This window comes from Serpens gallinarum (genome assembly GCF_014836765.1).
In the GTDB taxonomy this organism is placed as follows: domain Bacteria; phylum Pseudomonadota; class Gammaproteobacteria; order Pseudomonadales; family Pseudomonadaceae; genus Serpens; species Serpens gallinarum.
On the sequence record NZ_JACSQG010000015.1, the window covers coordinates 1 to 16665 of the forward strand.

Annotated in this window: 15 protein-coding genes and 2 pseudogenes; 11 read left to right on the plus strand and 6 right to left on the minus strand. The window is 61.5% G+C overall.

Annotated elements, in window-relative coordinates:
* The 4 genes and pseudogenes from H9642_RS17370 to msrA form a co-directional block, all read left to right on the plus strand.
* Window positions 1–293 (plus strand): M15 family metallopeptidase (locus H9642_RS17370; protein WP_286010401.1); only part of this gene is annotated, 293 nt, incomplete at its 5' end.
* Window positions 294–324: 31 nt separating this feature from the next.
* Window positions 325–1662 (plus strand): annotated as a pseudogene (aceF, locus tag H9642_RS17375) (dihydrolipoyllysine-residue acetyltransferase); the annotation flags it as partial.
* 712 nt (window positions 1663–2374) lie between these two features.
* A pseudogene (locus tag H9642_RS17380) lies at window positions 2375–4012 on the plus strand (putative bifunctional diguanylate cyclase/phosphodiesterase); the annotation flags it as partial.
* A 110-nt stretch (window positions 4013–4122) separates the two neighbouring features.
* Window positions 4123–4755, plus strand: a complete 633-nt coding sequence (gene msrA, locus H9642_RS17385) for a peptide-methionine (S)-S-oxide reductase MsrA (RefSeq protein ID WP_251837736.1) — start codon at window positions 4123–4125, stop codon at window positions 4753–4755.
* A gap of 82 nt (window positions 4756–4837) precedes the next feature.
* Here msrA and ribD read toward each other — a convergent pair whose 3' ends face one another.
* Complete coding sequence (gene ribD / locus H9642_RS17390) at window positions 4838–5944, minus strand: bifunctional diaminohydroxyphosphoribosylaminopyrimidine deaminase/5-amino-6-(5-phosphoribosylamino)uracil reductase RibD (RefSeq protein ID WP_251837737.1); 1107 nt, start codon at window positions 5942–5944, stop codon at window positions 4838–4840.
* Window positions 5941–6405 (minus strand): transcriptional regulator NrdR, encoded by a 465-nt coding sequence (nrdR, locus tag H9642_RS17395; protein ID WP_251837738.1) that lies wholly within the window; start codon window positions 6403–6405, stop codon window positions 5941–5943. The genes ribD and nrdR overlap by 4 nt, the downstream gene beginning before the upstream one ends.
* A 114-nt stretch (window positions 6406–6519) precedes the next feature.
* Between nrdR and H9642_RS17400 the strand changes: the two genes are divergently transcribed.
* Window positions 6520–7182: a class I SAM-dependent methyltransferase gene (locus tag H9642_RS17400; protein ID WP_251837739.1), complete on the plus strand. Its 663-nt coding sequence runs from the start codon at window positions 6520–6522 to the stop codon at window positions 7180–7182.
* Between the two features lie 60 nt (window positions 7183–7242).
* On the opposite strand, the gene H9642_RS17405 is transcribed toward H9642_RS17400, so the two are convergent.
* A complete protein-coding gene (locus H9642_RS17405; RefSeq protein ID WP_251837740.1) occupies window positions 7243–8466 on the minus strand; it encodes a hypothetical protein in 1224 nt (407 codons plus the stop codon).
* Between the two features lie 260 nt (window positions 8467–8726).
* On the opposite strand from H9642_RS17405, the gene trxA reads away from it, so the two are divergent.
* From trxA to H9642_RS17435, 6 genes are all read left to right on the plus strand, one after another.
* The gene (gene trxA, locus H9642_RS17410; RefSeq protein WP_251837741.1) at window positions 8727–9596 is read left to right on the plus strand and encodes a thioredoxin; all 870 of its coding nucleotides are present in this window, start codon (window positions 8727–8729) and stop codon (window positions 9594–9596) included.
* Between the two features lie 384 nt (window positions 9597–9980).
* A complete protein-coding gene (locus tag H9642_RS17415) occupies window positions 9981–10586 on the plus strand; it encodes a DUF2796 domain-containing protein (RefSeq protein ID WP_251837742.1) in 606 nt (201 codons plus the stop codon).
* A gap of 40 nt (window positions 10587–10626) precedes the next feature.
* Window positions 10627–11337, plus strand: coding sequence for an ABC transporter ATP-binding protein (locus H9642_RS17420; protein ID WP_251837743.1), 711 nt, complete (start codon window positions 10627–10629; stop codon window positions 11335–11337).
* 1 nt (window position 11338) lies between these two features.
* A complete protein-coding gene (locus H9642_RS17425) occupies window positions 11339–12604 on the plus strand; it encodes an ABC transporter permease (RefSeq protein WP_251837744.1) in 1266 nt (421 codons plus the stop codon).
* Window positions 12605–12612: 8 nt separating this feature from the next.
* A complete protein-coding gene (locus H9642_RS17430) occupies window positions 12613–13140 on the plus strand; it encodes a DUF3299 domain-containing protein (protein ID WP_251837745.1) in 528 nt (175 codons plus the stop codon).
* Window positions 13141–13280: 140 nt separating this feature from the next.
* The gene (locus H9642_RS17435) at window positions 13281–13979 is read left to right on the plus strand and encodes an OmpW/AlkL family protein (RefSeq protein WP_251837746.1); all 699 of its coding nucleotides are present in this window, start codon (window positions 13281–13283) and stop codon (window positions 13977–13979) included.
* Window positions 13980–14041: 62 nt separating this feature from the next.
* On the opposite strand, the gene H9642_RS17440 is transcribed toward H9642_RS17435, so the two are convergent.
* From H9642_RS17440 to H9642_RS17450, 3 genes are all read right to left on the minus strand, one after another.
* Entirely contained in the window at window positions 14042–14974 is a 933-nt protein-coding gene (locus H9642_RS17440) for an SDR family NAD(P)-dependent oxidoreductase (RefSeq protein ID WP_251837747.1), read from the minus strand.
* Window positions 14967–15851: a sugar nucleotide-binding protein gene (locus H9642_RS17445; protein WP_251837748.1), complete on the minus strand. Its 885-nt coding sequence runs from the start codon at window positions 15849–15851 to the stop codon at window positions 14967–14969. The genes H9642_RS17440 and H9642_RS17445 overlap by 8 nt, the downstream gene beginning before the upstream one ends.
* A gap of 307 nt (window positions 15852–16158) precedes the next feature.
* Complete coding sequence (locus H9642_RS17450; protein WP_251837749.1) at window positions 16159–16659, minus strand: single-stranded DNA-binding protein; 501 nt, start codon at window positions 16657–16659, stop codon at window positions 16159–16161.
* Window positions 16660–16665: the final 6 nt, after the last annotated feature.

The following is a 16665-nucleotide window of genomic DNA, read 5'->3' on the forward strand; positions in this document are numbered from 1 at the left end:
GCGCGGCGGTCGACGTGACGCTGCTCGACTCCCGCGGCCATGAGCTCGACATGGGGTGCCCCCTGGACGCGACCCCCGAGGAGAGCGGCGGCGCCTGCTACTTCGACGCCCCCGGCATCTCGCGGCAGTCCCGCGCGCACCGCGAGCTGCTGGCGGCGGCCCTGGGGCAGGTCTGGCTCGTCAACTACCCCACGGAGTGGTGGCACTGGAGCTACGGCGACCGGTACTGGGCGCTCGCCACGGGGGCGCGGTACGCGCTCTACGGGCCCGCCGGGCTGGCGACCGCGGCATGAGCACCGACCTGCTGCGGCCACCTCGCACGACCCCCCCCCCCCCCCCCCGGCCGCCCCGGCACCGGCTGCGGCGTCTGCCTCCAGCAGCCAGGAAATCCGCGTGCCGGACATCGGCTCGTCCGGCACCGCCAAAGTCATCGAAGTTCTGGTCAAGGTTGGCGATACGGTGGAAGCCGAACAATCGCTGATCACCTTGGAGTCGGACAAAGCGAGCATGGAAATCCCCTCGCCGGTTGCCGGCGTGGTGGAAAGCCTGGCCGTTCAGCTGGACGCCGACGTCGGTACGGGCGACCTGATCCTGACCCTCAAGGTCGAAGGTGCCGCACCTGCTGCTGCGCAGCCTGCAGCCGCCGCGCCTGCCGCACCGGCCAGCAGTCCTGCTGCTGCACCGGCAGCTCTGGCTGCAGCGACACCAGCACCAGCTCCTGCGCCAGTAGCCGCAGCCAACCGTGACAGCAGCAAAGTGCACGCCGGACCGGCCGTGCGCCAGCTGGCCCGCGAGTTCGGTGTCGACCTGGCTGCCGTGACCGGTACAGGCCCGCGTGAGCGCATCCTCAAGGAAGACGTGCAAACCTACGTCAAAACCATGATGCAGCAGACCAAGGGCGCACCCACCGGGGCGACCGGCGGTGCCGGCATTCCGCCGATTCCGGCTATCGACTTCAGCAAGTTCGGTGAAGTCGAAGAAGTGGCCATGACTCGCCTGATGCAGGTGGGCGCTGCCAACCTGCACCGCAGCTGGCTCAACGTGCCGCACGTCACGCAGTTTGAATCCGCCGACATCACCGAGCTGGAAGCCTTCCGCGTTGCGCAGAAGGCGGTGGCCGAGAAGGCGGGCGTCAAGCTTACCGTCCTGCCACTGCTGCTCAAGACCTGTGCACACCTGCTCAAGGAAATGCCGGATTTCAACAGCTCGCTGGCACCCAGCGGTACTGCACTGATCCGCAAGAAGTACGTGCACATTGGCTTTGCGGTGGACACGCCGGATGGCCTGCTGGTGCCGGTGATCCGCAACGTTGACCAGAAGAGCCTGCTGCAACTGGCGGCCGAAGCGGCCGAATTGGCCGACAAGGCGCGCAACAAGAAACTGTCGCCCGACGCCATGCAAGGCGCCTGCTTCACCATCTCCAGCCTCGGCCATATTGGCGGCACCGGCTTTACGCCGATCGTCAACGCGCCGGAAGTGGCGATCCTGGGTGTCAGCAAGGCGACCATGCAGCCGGTCTGGGACGGCGCGGCCTTCCAGCCCAAGCTGATGCTGCCGCTGTCGCTGTCCTACGACCATCGGGTGATCAACGGCGCCGCCGCCGCACGCTTCACCAAGCGCCTGTCCGAGCTGCTCGCGGACATCCGCACGATGCTCCTGTAATACCCGCCGGGGCCAGCGCCCCGGCACCGTTCCTTCTAACGAGCATGCGCCACGCTCGTACCTCAAACCCTGCCGATTGGCAGGGTTTTTTTTGCACTTCGCTTGCGATCAGCCAAGAAGCTGGGAACGCTCTAGAGTAGGCTTACTAGCAACATCGTATGGCTAGGCACTCATGCGTGCTGGTTATCCGGCATGTGCAGCTTGCCGCGTTGACGATAACGCCACATAGTAGCCAAGTGCCCCATTCCAAAACTCAGGCTCGCGTATCGATTTGCCTGAACGATAAATAGAAAACCATTAGCGTGACCCTTGTTAGCGAGCCTTCATGTTCAAGCAGCCCGAATCCGCGTCAGAGCTTATCGCGCAGTTGCCCTCGCTGGCCCGCTTCGGCTTGGCTCGTTTCGCTCGTCCCAACAATGAAGAGTGGCGGCTGACCTGCGACTATGCGGAAGGAGCTGAAGGCGCGCTTTGGTCGCGGCTCGTTGGCGCTCGTTATGACGAACTGATTTCCTTGGCGTTACGCCGACAGTTGCACCAGTTGGTGCAGCGGCAATTGCAAAGCAGTAGCCACTATCGTTTGAGTTACTCCCTGAGCACCCCGCGTGGCCCGCTTAAATTGCTGGAAATCGGCGAACATACTGGTGATTGGCTGCGGGGCTACCTGTTGGCACAACAGCCCACCCCAATCAGTCGCGAAGGGATATGCCTAAGTGCCATCGAACAAAGCGCTCAGGCCTTTTTACTGGTGGATACTCGCGGCCGGATCACCTATGCCAATCCCAGCCTGTGCACCATCACCCACTACAGCCTTGAGGAACTTCTGGGCCGTCGGCTCGCAGAGCTGCCCCCGCTGGATAGCGTCGCGGAGTTGTTCCGCGATGCCATGCACCAACGGCCCGAACACGCCAGTTGGACAATTGAATTCCCCAGCCATCGCAAAAATCTCGAGCCCTATTGGGGGCGTGTAACGATTTCCCGTGTGCGCGACGAGAACGGTCGAACCAGCCATTTTTCCGGGCTCTGGGAAGACATTACCCTGAGTAAGCTGAACCAGCAGCAGTACCAGCAGCAAGCGCTCACCGATTCGCTGACCGGCCTTGGCAACCGCGAATACTTCCTCGCTCTGCTGCAGCGGCGCCTCGAAGCCAAACGGCCCGCACCGTTCAGCGTCCTGCTGATCGACATCGACAATTTCAAACGCATCAACGACAGCCTGGGCCATGAGACCGGTGACAAATTGCTGATCAGCCTGGCCCGCCGCCTGCGCAACAGCTTGGCCTCCACCACCAGCCTCTCGCGCTTCGCCAGTAATGAGTTCGCTGTGCTGCTTGACGCTGAAACGGATCAGGCAGCCGAGGATATTGCCCAACAACTGCTGCAGTTACTCGATCTGCCGCTGTTCGTGGCCAACCAATTGATTACCGTGACCGCAACACTGGGCATGGCCTTCTTCCCTCGCCATGGCGACGAGGCGAAAACGCTCACCAAACATGCCAGCCTGGCCCTGCACAAGGCCAAAGAGGTCGGCAAGAGTCGCCTGCAGGTATTCACTGAAAACCTCAACAGCGAAGCCGATTACAACCTGTTTATCGAGAGCAACCTGCGCCACGTGCTGGACCGGAATGAGCTGGAGCTCTACTACCAACCCAAGCTATGCCTTGGAAGCAAACGCCTGATCGGTCTGGAAGCCCTGTTGCGCTGGCGCCATCCAGTCAAAGGGTTGATCTCACCAGACAAGTTCATTGGCCTGGCCGAAGATACCGGACTGATCGTGCCCATCGGCCAATGGGTGATTCGCGAGTCCTGCCGAATGCTGCATCATCTCCAAGCGGCAGGGCGCCCCGACCTGCGCATTGCCATCAACTTGTCGCCGCGCCAGTTCCATGATGAGCATCTGGTCAGCTCCATCGAAAAGATCCTCAGGGAAGAGCACGCCGACGCCACACGCCTGGAGCTGGAACTGACGGAAAGCCTGCTGCTCGACTTCAGTACCAACACCTTCGAGCAGCTGACCCGCCTGAAAGCCCTGGGCTTTACCCTGGCCATGGACGACTTTGGTACGGGCTACTCGTCGCTGAGTTATCTGAAGAAATTTCCGCTGGATGTGATCAAGATCGACCGCAGCTTCATCAAGGACATCCCGGACAGTCAGGACGACATGGAAATCACCTCAGCGGTGATTGCCATGGCTCACAAACTAAAGCTGCAAGTGGTCGCCGAAGGCATCGAAACCGACGCCCAATTGGCTTTTCTGCAGCTTCAGCATTGCAACCTCGGGCAAGGCTTTCTGTTCGACAGACCCATTGCCGGCAGCGGCTTGCTTGAGCATCTGCAACGTTATCCTGCGTAACGACCGCACAGTTAGCCGGCTGGCAAGAGGACGCTACCCTTAAACCAACTGGCTCCCGTCATGGCAAGGGGGTAGGCTGAAGCCCAGTTCTTGCACACCGGGAGTTTCACATGTTTGCTACTGCCCACCACGCCGCACTGCCCAGTGCCGAACAGGCGTTGCCCGGACGTGACACGCCGCTACCGGTCCCGCACAGCCATTACGTGAACGGTCATCCGCTGCAGCCGCCCTTCCCGGGCGGCCTCCAACAGGCGATTTTTGCCCTCGGCTGTTTCTGGGGCGTAGAGCGACGCTTCTGGCAACAGTCTGGCGTCTGGAGCACAGCGGCCGGATACATCGGCGGGCGTACGCCCAACCCCACCTATGAAGAAGTGTGCAGCGGGCTGACCGGGCACACTGAAGCGGTGCTGGTGGTATTCGATCCACAGCTCATTGATTACGCAGCGCTGCTCAAGCTGTTCTGGGAGGCTCATGACCCTACCCAGGGCATGCGCCAGGGGAACGATATCGGCACCCAGTACCGCTCGGCCCTCTACTGGCTGAATGAGGAGCAGAAAGCTACCGCCCTGGCCAGCCGCGACGCCTATGCACAGCAACTGGCAAAGGCCGGGTTTGGCCCAGTCACCACGGAAATCGCCGAAGCGCCGCCGTTTTATTACGCCGAGGCTTATCACCAGCAATACCTGGCAAAAAACCCCAATGGTTATTGCGCGTTGCGCGGCACGGGAGTTTGTCTGCCGTAGGCGGCGAGTTAGCAGGAGCGTGGTTGGCTGAAGCCGATACCCTGGCGAACCTGCGCCATGGGTATCGCTGCGGTGTTGGCTTTTATACAGCGGAACGGGGTTTGGCGATGATCCGCCAGTCCTCACCCACCGCGCGTATGTCGACGATGCGTAATTCACGCGCTTCGCTCATACGCTCCAGCGGCAGATCCAGCAAGGGGCGGGCGCTGGAGCCGAGGAACTTGCCAGCGACGAAGATCTGATACTCATCGACCAGATCCTGCTGGGCAAAGGCGCCAGCCAGGCGCGGCCCGGCTTCCACCAGCACCTCGTTGGCACCGCGCGCAGCCAATTCACGCAGCAAGGCCGGAAGATCCACCTGCCCTCCTTCACCCGACACGCTCAGGCATTGGTGCCCGGCAGCCAGGTAATCCAGACCGGGGAACGAAGCCGTCGCCACCAGTGCCGCGCCAGCCTGAAAAAACGGTGCATCCAAGGGCACGCGACAACGTCCATCGACCAGTACCCGCAACGGCGGACGACCCAGCGCCAGCGCCGTCTGCTCGGTATCCAAACCCAGCTCGTTGCCGCGTACCGTAAGCCGCGCCTGATCCATCAAAACGGTATCAGCGCCGGTCAGCACCACACTGGACTGTGCGCGCAGGCGCTGCACTGCTGCACGCGCCGCAGCGCCGGTGATCCATTGGCTTTCGCCGCTGGCCATCGCCGTGCGTCCGTCCAGGCTCATCGCCAGCTTGACCCGCACATAAGGCAGGCCCGTTTCCATACGCTTCACAAACCCACAGTTCAGCTCACGCGCCTCGTCCTCCAACACTCCGCTGGCGACCGCGATACCGACACTGCGCAACCGCTCGAGGCCACGCCCCGCGACCTGTGGATTGGGGTCTTGCATGGCCGCCACCACCCGGGTGACACCCGCGCTGACCAGCGCTTCCGCACATGGCGGGGTACGGCCGAAATGGCTGCACGGCTCCAGGGTGACATAGGCGGTAGCACCCCGTGCGCGCTCGCCGGCCTGGCGCAAGGCATGCACTTCGGCGTGCGGCTCGCCGGCGCGTACATGCCAGCCTTCACCGACCACCTCGCCATCGCGCGCGATTACACAACCGACTCGCGGGTTGGGATGGGTCGAATACAAACCTCGGCGCGCCAGCTCCAGGGCACGCGCCATATACAGCTGATCACTCATGGCTTGGACGGCTCACGGGCCAGGCGTTCAATTTCCTCACGGAACTCGTTAAGGTCCTGGAAGCGACGGTAGACGGACGCGAAACGGATATAGGCGATCTCATCCAATTGCTGCAGAGCACTCATCACCAGCTCGCCAACCACCAGGGATTTGACCTCGCGCTCGCCCGTGGCGCGCAACTGATGCTTGATGTGGGCAATTGCCGCTTCCAAGCGCTCGACACTTACCGGGCGCTTTTCCAGCGCGCGCTGCATACCGGCGCGCAGCTTGTCCTCATCGAAGGGCTGGCGGCTGCCGTCCTGCTTGATCAACCGCGGCATCACCAGCTCCGCGGTCTCGAAGGTGGTGAAGCGCTCGCCACACGCCAGGCATTCGCGCCGGCGCCGAACCTGGTCGCCTTCGGCAACCAGACGCGAATCGATGACCTTGGTGTCATGGGCGCTGCAAAAGGGACAGTGCATGGGCGAAGAACCTGATGAAAGAACCAGGCGCCATGGTAGCGCATCCCCTTGAGCAGACAAATCGGCCGGGCTTGCAGCTACACTCGACCTCCTTTTCAGCCTGCCACCTTCACCATGAACACACCACACACCCTGCAACAGGCGCTCCATGAACTGCTCGGCGATGCGCGCCTAAGCGCCACGCCGTTGCCCGATACGGATCTACGCCTGTGGCTGATCGATGCCAACAATATGGACCGCGCCTTCAGCCCCGAAGAAACCCGGCGCATTCTCGAGGAGCCGCCGTACTGGAGTTTTTGCTGGGCCAGCGGATTGGTGTTGGCACGCTGGCTGGCCGAGCATCCGCAGTGGGTGAAGAATAAGCGCGTGCTGGATTTCGGCGCGGGTTCTGGCGTCGCGGCCATTGCCGCCGCCAAGGCCGGCGCGCTGGAAGTGGTGGCCTGCGACCTTGACCCCTTGGCGCTGGCGGCCTGCCGGGCCAATGCTGAGCTCAACGGCGTGGAGTTGGGCTACTCGGCGGATTTTTTTGCCGAAGGTGATCGCTTCGACCTGATTATCGTCGCCGATGTGCTTTACGACCGCACCAACCTGCCGCTGCTTGATCACTTCCTCAGTCGCGGCCAGGAAACCTTGGTGGCCGATTCACGGGTCAAGAATTTCCACCATCCGCTGTACCGGCATCTCGGCGAGATGGAAGCCTGCACTTGGCCGGACCTGGCCGAGCCGGCGGAATTTCGTCATGTGAACCTGTATCACGCCGCGCGCGTGACGGCCTAGGCCGCCACCAACAAAATGCCCCGCACAGGGCGGGGCATGGATGATCGCAGCGACTCGAGCTTAGAACGTCAGACCGATGTTCATCCGCGCACCGTCGAACTCTTCCTTGGCGTGGCTTTGATAGCTGGCGCCAACGAAGAACTGGGTGTTGGTAGCAGCTGAGCCTGACCAACCGAAATTGACGCCGTATTCAGTCACCTGATCGGAGTACAGCGCATCGCCGGAGTAACGGGTGTCGCGCACGAACACCTGGGTTGCCAGCTTCCACGGCAGGGCAATATGCCAGGCCAGGCCGTTGGTCATCGCCTTGTTGCTCAAGTCGTAGTCGATGACATAAATGTCCTCGTCGTCTTCGTACTCGATGCGCTCGCTGTCGATTTTCACCAAGCTGTTGTTCAGGGTGAAATTCTGGCCAAACAGGCTGAAGTCGTAGCGCGTGGTCAGCGATAGGGCACGCAGCACACCGACGGTAAGAATTTCGGCGGAACCAGCGGCGCCGTAGTCGATGGCCGGAGTAATTTCCAGGCCTTCAATCAGCGGAATGGTCCAGGCAAAGCCCAATTGCAGGCTGTAGCTCTTGGCATCCTCGTTAACCGTGGTGTAGTTCACCGGCATACGGAACTGCAGACGGTGACCCGGGAACCAATCGAGCTTGAAGGTATAGGCCAGCGGCAGGTTATAGTTGATGACATCCTGATTGTCCGCCGTGGTGTAGCTGCTGTAGCGCAGGCCAAGATCCCACTGGTTGTCGATATCCTGACGGTCGGTGCCGGTGATCGAGCTGTTGGTCAGGAAATAGATGTTGTCGACCATGGTCGACATCAGGCTGCTGGGGTTACCGGCAACGGGGTCGAAGCTGGTGGCTTGCGCGGCGACCTTATTGATCTTGGTAAGAATTTCATGTTCGCCTTTTTCGACCAAGTAATCCTTCAGTTGGTCAATGGCATCGTCGCCCATGGGGTCGTCATTGAATTCCTTGTAAATACCCAGGCTTGGGATATCCAGAATCAGCTTGCTGCCCTTTTCGTAGGTCAGCTGGATGGGCACACCACGAAACCTGATCTGCGCGACCGCGTCATGCTGGCTCTCGTCGAAGCCATCCAAACCCCATTGATCAATGATGAAATCAAGATCGACTACATCGACGGCCTCTTCGGCATCGTTAAAGCTGAAACTTGCCGATTTCCCCCCGGCCGCCCACGACAACGTCACATCAAACAGCGCGGCCTGTGCCGATGCGCTCCCCAGCGCAATGGCCGCAGCCAGTACTACTTTGCGGTACATGTTGAAGCTCCCATTTATTGATTTTTTATCCCTACCGCAGCGTTGGCAAATCTAAGCCGGCAAGGCGTGCCATCATTTTGCCTTCCAGCCATTTAACTGCCAATAGCACCGATGTCGGGAATACGTCTGAGCGCCCGGCTAAAAGCAAAAACCAAACCTCTTCATGGCTCCTTTACAGCCGCCCGTCGGAACCCCTGCGGCTTCCCGTAACGACCGTCCACCCTTACCATGCAGGCACGTCCGTTCCTTCGAGAAAGCTGATGAGCGCTACTCCGTATATCTTCGATGTCACCGAGGCCAGCTTCGAACAGCTGGTGGTTGAAAACTCTTTCCACAAGCCGGTGCTGGTGGACTTCTGGGCCGACTGGTGCGCCCCCTGCAAGGCGCTGATGCCGCTGCTGGCCAAGATCACCGAGGAGTACCAGGGCGAGTTGTTGCTGGCCAAGGTCAACTGCGATATTGAACAAGGCATTACCGCCCGCTTCGGCATCCGCAGCCTGCCCACCGTGGTGCTGTTCAAGGATGGCCAGCCGGTAGACGGTTTCGCCGGCGCGCAGCCGGAATCGGCGGTTCGCGCGATGCTCCAACCCCACGTGCAGATGCCTGCCGCACCGGAGGCCGACCTGCTGGAAAGCGCCCAGGCGCTGTTTGGTGAAGGCCACTTCAGCGAGGCCGAAGCGCTACTCAAGCAATTACTCAGCGAAGACAACGAAAATGCCGCCGGGCTGATCCTGTATGCCCGCTGCCTGGCCGAACGCGGCGAGTTGGGTGAGGCCGAGACGGTACTCAACGCAGTGCAGGGCGACGAGCACAAGCAGGCCCTGGCCGGAGCCCGCGCACAACTGACGTTCCTGCGCCAGGCGGCTGATCTGCCGGACGTTGCCCTGTTGAAATCACGTTTGGCCAAAGATGCGGGAGATGACGAAGCCACCTATCAGCTGGCTATTCAGCACCTGGCGCGCCAGCAATACGACACCGCCTTGGAGGGATTACTGAAGCTTTTCGTGCGCAACCGCAGCTACGCCGACGGCTTGCCACACAAAACCCTGTTGCAAGTTTTCGACCTGCTGGGTAATGACCATCCCTTGGTAACGCAATACCGACGCAAGCTGTATCAGTCGATTTACTGACACAGCTTCAGCCGCGGCGCCAAGCTCACATGGCGATGCAACGCGTCGCGGCTTGCTCCCACGCAGGAACGTGGGAGCCGCCAATCAGTTCCTGAGCTTCGGTCCGTGGGTCGGCCCCTCCACATAAGCCTGTGTGCCAGTTCGGACGTCTGTGGGAGCGGCGACCTCGCTGCGAAGCTTTCAGCACACAATGCAGCTACTGCTCATTGCGTGCCAACCCACCTCTTGCTCCCCTGCCTGGGCACTGGCCGATTACACGCCGGCTTTCAGTCAGACACACTTATCAAAAACCATCAGAACCAAGCTCCCGGCCTCGGCTGTGCTGGCCAGTGCGCAGTGAATATTGTTATAAGATAACGAACCTTGTGCATCACCGGAGTTTCCATGCGTCGCCTGTTGCTTGTTGTCCTGCCTCTCTCCCTGGTTTCGCCCCTCGCTAATGCCTTGACGCATCACGATGATGACGATGCCTATGGAAACGCCAGCCTGCATGCCCATGAGCACGGCGTCGCTCAGCTGGATGTGGCGTTGGAGGGCAAGCAGCTTGAGCTGGAGATACACAGTCCGGCAATCAACCTGCTGGGCTTCGAGCATTTCCCCAAAAACACGGCCGAGGAAGCCCGAGTCGAGGCCGTGCGCGAGCTGCTCGAACAGCCCCGCATCCTGTTCAGCCTTCCCGCCATGGCCAAATGCGAGGCGGAGCGCCAGGCGATCAACAGCCCACTGTTCGGTGTGGCAGCCGGTGATGTCGACCATCTGGCCCTGCATGATGACGAAGACGCCCTTGCCGATACGGCGGAACAGGAGCATGCGGAGATTCATGCCCACTACCAGTTTGACTGCGCAAAACCTGACGCCTTGCAGGGCCTTGACCTGAGCCCTCTGTTCCGCCAATTCCCCGGCACCCGGCGCATTCAGGTCCAGTTGATCGGCCCCAAGGGCCAGCAGGGCCATGAGGTGACGCGCAGCCAGCCGCGTCTGTCCTTTTAAGTCACGCGGAACAATCCCGCCTTCTTTTTCCAGGGATGTCATGACCGCTTTTAATTTGCTTGAACTCTCTCAGCTCGGTTTCGCCTGGCCCGGTCAGGCTGAGTTGCTGGATATTCCTACCTTCCAGCTAGCCAAGGGCGAAAGCCTGTTTCTCAACGGCCCCTCCGGGAGCGGCAAGACCACTCTGCTCGGCCTTTTGGGCGGCGTGCAAAAGGCCGGGCGTGGCAGCGTGCGTCTGCTCGGCCAGGACCTGAGCCTGCTCAGCGCCGGTGCTCGTGACCGCTTTCGAGTCGATCACACCGGCTACATCTTTCAGCAGTTCAACTTGCTGCCTTTTCTATCGGTACGTGAAAACGTCGCCCTGCCCTGCCGCTTTTCCAGGTTACGCACCAAACGCGCCCGGCAACGCCACGGCAGCGTCGAGCAGGCCGCCAACCAGTTGCTCAATCACCTGGGCTTGCCCGCCGCGTTGCACGAACGCCGTGCCGAAGCCTTGTCCATCGGTCAGCAGCAACGCGTCGCCGCGGCCCGCGCGCTGATCGGCCAGCCGGAATTGGTGATTGCCGACGAACCGACGTCGGCCCTCGACGCCGATGCCCGAGAAGCGTTCCTGCACTTATTGTTCTCCGAGTGCCAGGCGGCAGGCGCCAGCCTGCTGTTCGTCAGTCACGACCAGAGCCTGGCGCCGTTGTTCGACCGCAGCGTCTCCCTGCTTGACCTCAACCGCGCCGCCCGCGCCCAGGAGATTTGAGATGCATCTGCTGCGTCTGGCCCTGGCCAGCCTGGCCAACCGCCGCTTTACCGCACTGCTGACGGTGTTCGCCATTGGCCTGTCGGTGTGCCTGTTACTGGCCGTGGAGCGGGTGCGTACGGAAACCCGCGCCAGCTTCGCCAGCACCGTCAGCGGCACCGATTTGATCGTCGGCGCACGTTCCGGCTCGGTAAACCTGTTGCTGTACTCGGTATTCCGCATTGGCAACGCCACCAACAACATCCGCTGGGACAGCTACCAACGCTTCGCCGAACATCCCCGCGTCGCCTGGTCGATCCCGATGTCTTTGGGCGACTCGCACCGCGGTTACCGGGTACTCGGCACCAGCACGGCCTATTTCGAGCATTTCCGCCATGGCCGCAAACAGGCTTTGCGACTAACCGAGGGTCGCGCCTTCGCAGACGATCCGTTTGAGGTGGTTTTGGGCGCTGAAGTGGCCAGCGCGCTGGGTTATCAGCTCGAGGACCATATTGTCCTGGCCCACGGGGTCGCCCGGGTCAGCCTGACCCACCACGACGACAAGCCGTTTCGCGTGGTCGGCGTCCTGGCGCGAACTGGCACGCCGGTGGACCGCACCCTGCACGTGTCGCTGGAAGGCATGCAGGCGCTGCACATCGACTGGCGCAACGGCATGCCGGCGCGTGGCAACCAAGTGATCAGCGCCGAGCAGGCGCGCCAACTGGACCTGCAACCGCAACAGATCACCGCGTTCATGCTCGGCCTGCACAGCAAGGTGGCCACTTTCGCCCTGCAGCGCGAGATCAATCAATATCGCGGCGAGCCTTTGCTGGCGATTCTGCCTGGCGTCGCCCTGCAAGAGCTGTGGAGCCTGATGGGCACCGCGGAACAGGCGTTGTTCGTGGTCTCGCTGTTCGTGGTTCTGACCGGGCTGATCGGCATGCTGACGGCCATTCTCACCAGCCTCAATGAGCGTCGCCGGGAAATGGCTATCCTGCGATCGGTGGGTGCGCGCCCCTGGCATATCGGCGGGTTGCTGATCGTCGAAGCCTTCGCGCTGGCGCTGGCCGGCGTCGTCCTCGGTCTGGGGTTGCTTTATGTGGGTATCGCCCTCGCGCAAGGGCCTTTGCAAAGCCACTACGGCCTTTACTTGCCGCTGGCGTTACCCAGTTCCTGGGAATGGAGTCTGTTGGGTGCCATTCTGCTGGCAGCCGTGCTAATGGGCAGCGTGCCCGCCTGGCGCGCCTACCGGCAGTCGCTGGCCGATGGTTTATCGATTCGCCTGTGAGGAAACCCATGACACGTCTGCTATTCGTTCTGCTACTGGCCGCCACCCCAGCATTTGCTGCCGCCGAAGTCCGTGAGCTGCAATGGTCCGACCTGATCCCAGCCGGCGCCCCGCTGCCGGATCTGGAGCCGATGCCGCTGCATGATTTGTCCGAATTGGGCGAGGTACTTTCCGAGGATGGGCCGCCCGCTCCCCAGCAAGCACCCAACGAGCCGGTGGTAGAAGCGCTGGACGGTCAGCGGATCAAGCTACCTGGCTATGTGGTGCCGCTGGACATTACCGAGGCGGGGCGTGTCATCGAGTTTCTGCTGGTGCCCTACTATGGGGCCTGCATCCATGTACCGCCCCCACCCTCCAACCAGATCGTCCACGCCACCAGTGAACTGGGCATCCGCCTAGAAGACCTGTGGCTGCCGTTCTGGATCGAGGGCCCCTTGAAGGTGGCACACGCCAGCAGCGAACTGGCCGAGGCCGGCTACCAGATGCAGGCGGAGAAAATCATCGTCTACGACATCGAGCAACTGCAGGGTTATTGAACCGGCACCTTGCCGGCCGCGCGTGACAAGCTGTCGCATAGGCGCTGGGCAAACCGTTGCGCTGGATCAAAAAACGCCTGTCCCAGGCTCCTAACATGGGCTCCAACCAAGACATACCTCTGCCTCGATTGGAGTTACCCATGCGCACGACACTACTCGCTGCTTCCGCCCTGGCCCTCGCCATCGCCGCCCCGCTCGCCCATGCCCACAAGGCCGGTGACATCATTGTGCGGGCCGGTGCAGTGACGGTGGATCCGCGAGAGGACAGTTCCCTTCTCAATCTCGACGGCGGCAATGTCCCGGGTACAGGCGCCACCTTGAACAGCGACACCCAGCTGGGCTTGAACTTCGCTTATATGCTCACCGATAAGGTCGGTATCGAGCTGCTGGCCGCCACCCCATTCACCCATGAGGTAGGTGTCAAAGGCGTTAGCGCCGCGACGGGAATCCCAGGCCTGGACGGTAAACTGGGCGAGGTCACCCACTTGCCGCCAACCCTCAGCGCCGTGGTCTACCCGCTGGACAATAACTCCGCCTTCCAGCCCTATTTGGGCGTCGGCATCAACTACACCGTCTTCTTCGACGAGGAGTTGACCGCCGAACGCAAGGGCCAACAGTTCAGCAACCTCAGCCTGGATAGCTCATGGGGCCTGGCCTTCCAGGTTGGCGCCGACTACATGTTGACCGACAATTTGATGCTCAACGCCCAGGTGCGTTATATCGATATCTCCACCGACGCCACAGTGAAAGGTCCGGGCGCCCTGGGTGTCCAGGAAACCAAGGTCAGCGTCGACGTCGACCCGATGGTCTACATGGTCGGCTTGGGCTACAAGTTCTAAGCTCATCCTCTACAGCGAAAGGCGCCGAATTCGGCGCCTTTTTTTGTTTACAGCAGCAACTGTTATGAACGCCCTAACAACTTCGCCAGCCCTTCACGCATGCCGGTCGGCTCGGGGAATGCAAAACGCGCCAGCAGCCGTGCATTGTTGGCCCGCGAATGACGAATATCTCCGGCACGCGCCGGAAGGTGGCTCACTTCGGGCAAACCGCCGAGCACATCGCCGATGGCACCCAGCAACTGGTTCAAGCTGGTGGCCCGACTCAGGCCAAGATTGACCGCGCCTGCTTCCAGCGTTTCGGCTTCCAGCGCCTGCACCAGCACCTCAACCAGGTCGCCGACATACACGAAGTCGCGGGTCTGCTCTCCATCCCCGAACACGCTGATGGGCAAGCCTTTTTGCGCCCGCTCGGTAAAGATGCTGATTACCCCGGAATAGGGCGAAGACGGGTCCTGACGTGGCCCGAAGATATTAAAGAAACGGAAGATCGCCGGCTCCAGGCCATGCTGGCGACGATAGAAGTCCAGGTAATACTCACTGGCCAGTTTGTCCGCCGCATAGGGTGTCAGCGGTGCCTTGGGCGTATCTTCGTCGATTGCCTCGCCTTCGCCATTGTTGCCATACACCGCGGCGCTGGACGCGAACACCACGCGACGCACGCCCTGCTCGCGCATCGCCTCGCACAGGTTCAGGGTGCCGACCAGATTGCTCTGGTGAGTGCCCACCGGGTCGTCCACCGACGCCTGCACCGAGGCCACCGCTGCCAGGTGCACCACCGCCTGGCAGCCCTGCAAGGCCTGGCGCACCACGGCGGCATCTGCGACATCGCCTTCGATCAGGCTCAGGCGCGGATGCTCCAGTTGCAGGTTGGCGTGTTTGCCGGTGGACAGGTTGTCCAGCACGCGCACGGCATAACCACGCGCCAACAAGGCATCGGCCAGGTTGGAGCCAATGAAGCCGGCACCGCCGGTGATCAGTATCGGGGCATCATTCATGACGGAAATAACGATCCAGTAAGGGCGTCAGGCCCGTGCGCCAAGCACGCGGTTTGACGCCAAAGGTATTGAGAATCTTCTTGCAAGCCAGCACTGCATGCTGGGGCTCTTCCGCCGCATCAACACAGGCTGCGTGAGCCTTGGCGGCGATTTCCACGCTGGGCATGCTGCGCAGACTTCGCGCCTCGGCAAGAATAGCCTGCCCCACAGTCAGCGGAGTGGTCGCCTCCTGACCGCCGTAGTGGTAGGTACCCCACAGCGGCGCCGCACAGTCCAGCTGCTTGAGCACAGCCAGAATGACCCGGGCCACATCATCCACGGGGCAGGGATTGCCACGCCGGTCATCGGCCAATTCCAGTTCACCCGCTAGATCGGCACGCTGCAACAACCGACCAAGAATGCCTTCGGAGCTGTCATCCAGCACCCAGCCCAGACGTAACAGAACATGCCGCGGGCAGATCGCCCGAATGCACTGCTCCATGCGCCAGAGTGATTGCCCACGCAGCCCCAGCGGCATGGCCTCGTCTTTTTCACTGTAGGCGGTGGCGCGCCCGCCATCGAACACCCGATAGCTGGACGGTTGCAGCAGCACGATGCCGTGGTGCTGGCAAAGCTCGGCCAGGCGCTCGACGGCCTGTTCCTGCTCGGCAAAGCGCTGCGCGCAGACCGTCTCGCTCTGGAACCAGTCGAAGTAATAGGCCAGATTAATCAACGCATCGGGGCGGGTATCGTCAAGGAGCTGGGTCAGGCTGGCGACATCCCAGCCATGCAGCGGCGGGCGCGGTGCAATAAAGCCGATGTCTTCTTCGGCCCCCTGGGCAATCAGTGCCTGGCCCAGTGAATTACCACCACCGAGCAACATCAGGCGCATGCGCATGGCATCAACTCTTGCAGGTATGAAGTACGGGTTCGCTGCATGGGAAATCAGTAGGATCCATCTGAAATGCGGTCTTGGAAGGCATGCCGCGTCTGGGAGGCATTTTGCGTGTTTCGTTGAACATCGTCACGCCCCGATCACTGTCATACCTTCTGTACTACGCTACCAGGCCAATGGCAACCTGCTGCGCAGCGGGCAGATCACCTGTGCAACAGGAAACAGCGAGCCGTAGCATGGCTTCGCGTGATCACGGCGCAAGTCTCAACGAAAAAAAACGCAGCCTAGGCTGCGTTTTTTCAGACACCGTTTAGAACGGAATGTCATCATCGAAGCTGTCGTAATCCGGTGCGGGCTGCTGAGCCGCCGGTTTCGGAGTGGGTCGCGGGGCAGCTTGCTGCTGCGGCGCCTGCTCACGCGGCGGACGCGGAGCTCGCTGGGCGTAGTCGCCGCCTTCGCTGCTGCCGCCACGGCCACCCAGCAATTGCAGGGTGCCGCTGATGTCCACGACGATTTCCGTGGTATAGCGCTTGACGCCGTCCTTCTCCCACTCGCGGGTTTGCAGGCGGCCTTCAACGTAGCATTGTGAACCCTTGCGCAGGTATTCGCCGGCGATTTCCGCCAGCCTGCCGAAGAACACCACGCGGTGCCATTCGGTGCGCTCCTGCTGTTGGCCGGTCTGCTTGTCCTTCCAGCTGTCGGTGGTGGCCAGCGTGATATTGGTTACCGCATTGCCGTTGGGCAGGTAGCGGGTTTCCGGATCACCGCCGACGTTGCCGATCAGTATGACTTTGTTAACCCCACGGGCCATGACGTT

What these genes read in the sequence shown, in the direction of transcription:
- msrA (WP_251837736.1), top strand. Translation starts at nt 4,123, where the DNA reads ATGTTTGCTACTGCCCACCACGCCGCACTGCCCAGTGCCGAACAGGCG.
- ribD (WP_251837737.1), bottom strand. Translation starts at nt 5,944, where the DNA reads ATGAGTGATCAGCTGTATATGGCGCGTGCCCTGGAGCTGGCGCGCCGA.
- nrdR (WP_251837738.1), bottom strand. Translation starts at nt 6,405, where the DNA reads ATGCACTGTCCCTTTTGCAGCGCCCATGACACCAAGGTCATCGATTCG.
- H9642_RS17400 (WP_251837739.1), top strand. Translation starts at nt 6,520, where the DNA reads ATGAACACACCACACACCCTGCAACAGGCGCTCCATGAACTGCTCGGC.
- H9642_RS17405 (WP_251837740.1), bottom strand. Translation starts at nt 8,466, where the DNA reads ATGTACCGCAAAGTAGTACTGGCTGCGGCCATTGCGCTGGGGAGCGCA.
- trxA (WP_251837741.1), top strand. Translation starts at nt 8,727, where the DNA reads ATGAGCGCTACTCCGTATATCTTCGATGTCACCGAGGCCAGCTTCGAA.
- H9642_RS17415 (WP_251837742.1), top strand. Translation starts at nt 9,981, where the DNA reads ATGCGTCGCCTGTTGCTTGTTGTCCTGCCTCTCTCCCTGGTTTCGCCC.
- H9642_RS17420 (WP_251837743.1), top strand. Translation starts at nt 10,627, where the DNA reads ATGACCGCTTTTAATTTGCTTGAACTCTCTCAGCTCGGTTTCGCCTGG.
- H9642_RS17425 (WP_251837744.1), top strand. Translation starts at nt 11,339, where the DNA reads ATGCATCTGCTGCGTCTGGCCCTGGCCAGCCTGGCCAACCGCCGCTTT.
- H9642_RS17430 (WP_251837745.1), top strand. Translation starts at nt 12,613, where the DNA reads ATGACACGTCTGCTATTCGTTCTGCTACTGGCCGCCACCCCAGCATTT.
- H9642_RS17435 (WP_251837746.1), top strand. Translation starts at nt 13,281, where the DNA reads ATGCGCACGACACTACTCGCTGCTTCCGCCCTGGCCCTCGCCATCGCC.
- H9642_RS17440 (WP_251837747.1), bottom strand. Translation starts at nt 14,974, where the DNA reads ATGAATGATGCCCCGATACTGATCACCGGCGGTGCCGGCTTCATTGGC.
- H9642_RS17445 (WP_251837748.1), bottom strand. Translation starts at nt 15,851, where the DNA reads ATGCGCATGCGCCTGATGTTGCTCGGTGGTGGTAATTCACTGGGCCAG.
- H9642_RS17450 (WP_251837749.1), bottom strand. Translation starts at nt 16,659, where the DNA reads ATGGCCCGTGGGGTTAACAAAGTCATACTGATCGGCAACGTCGGCGGT.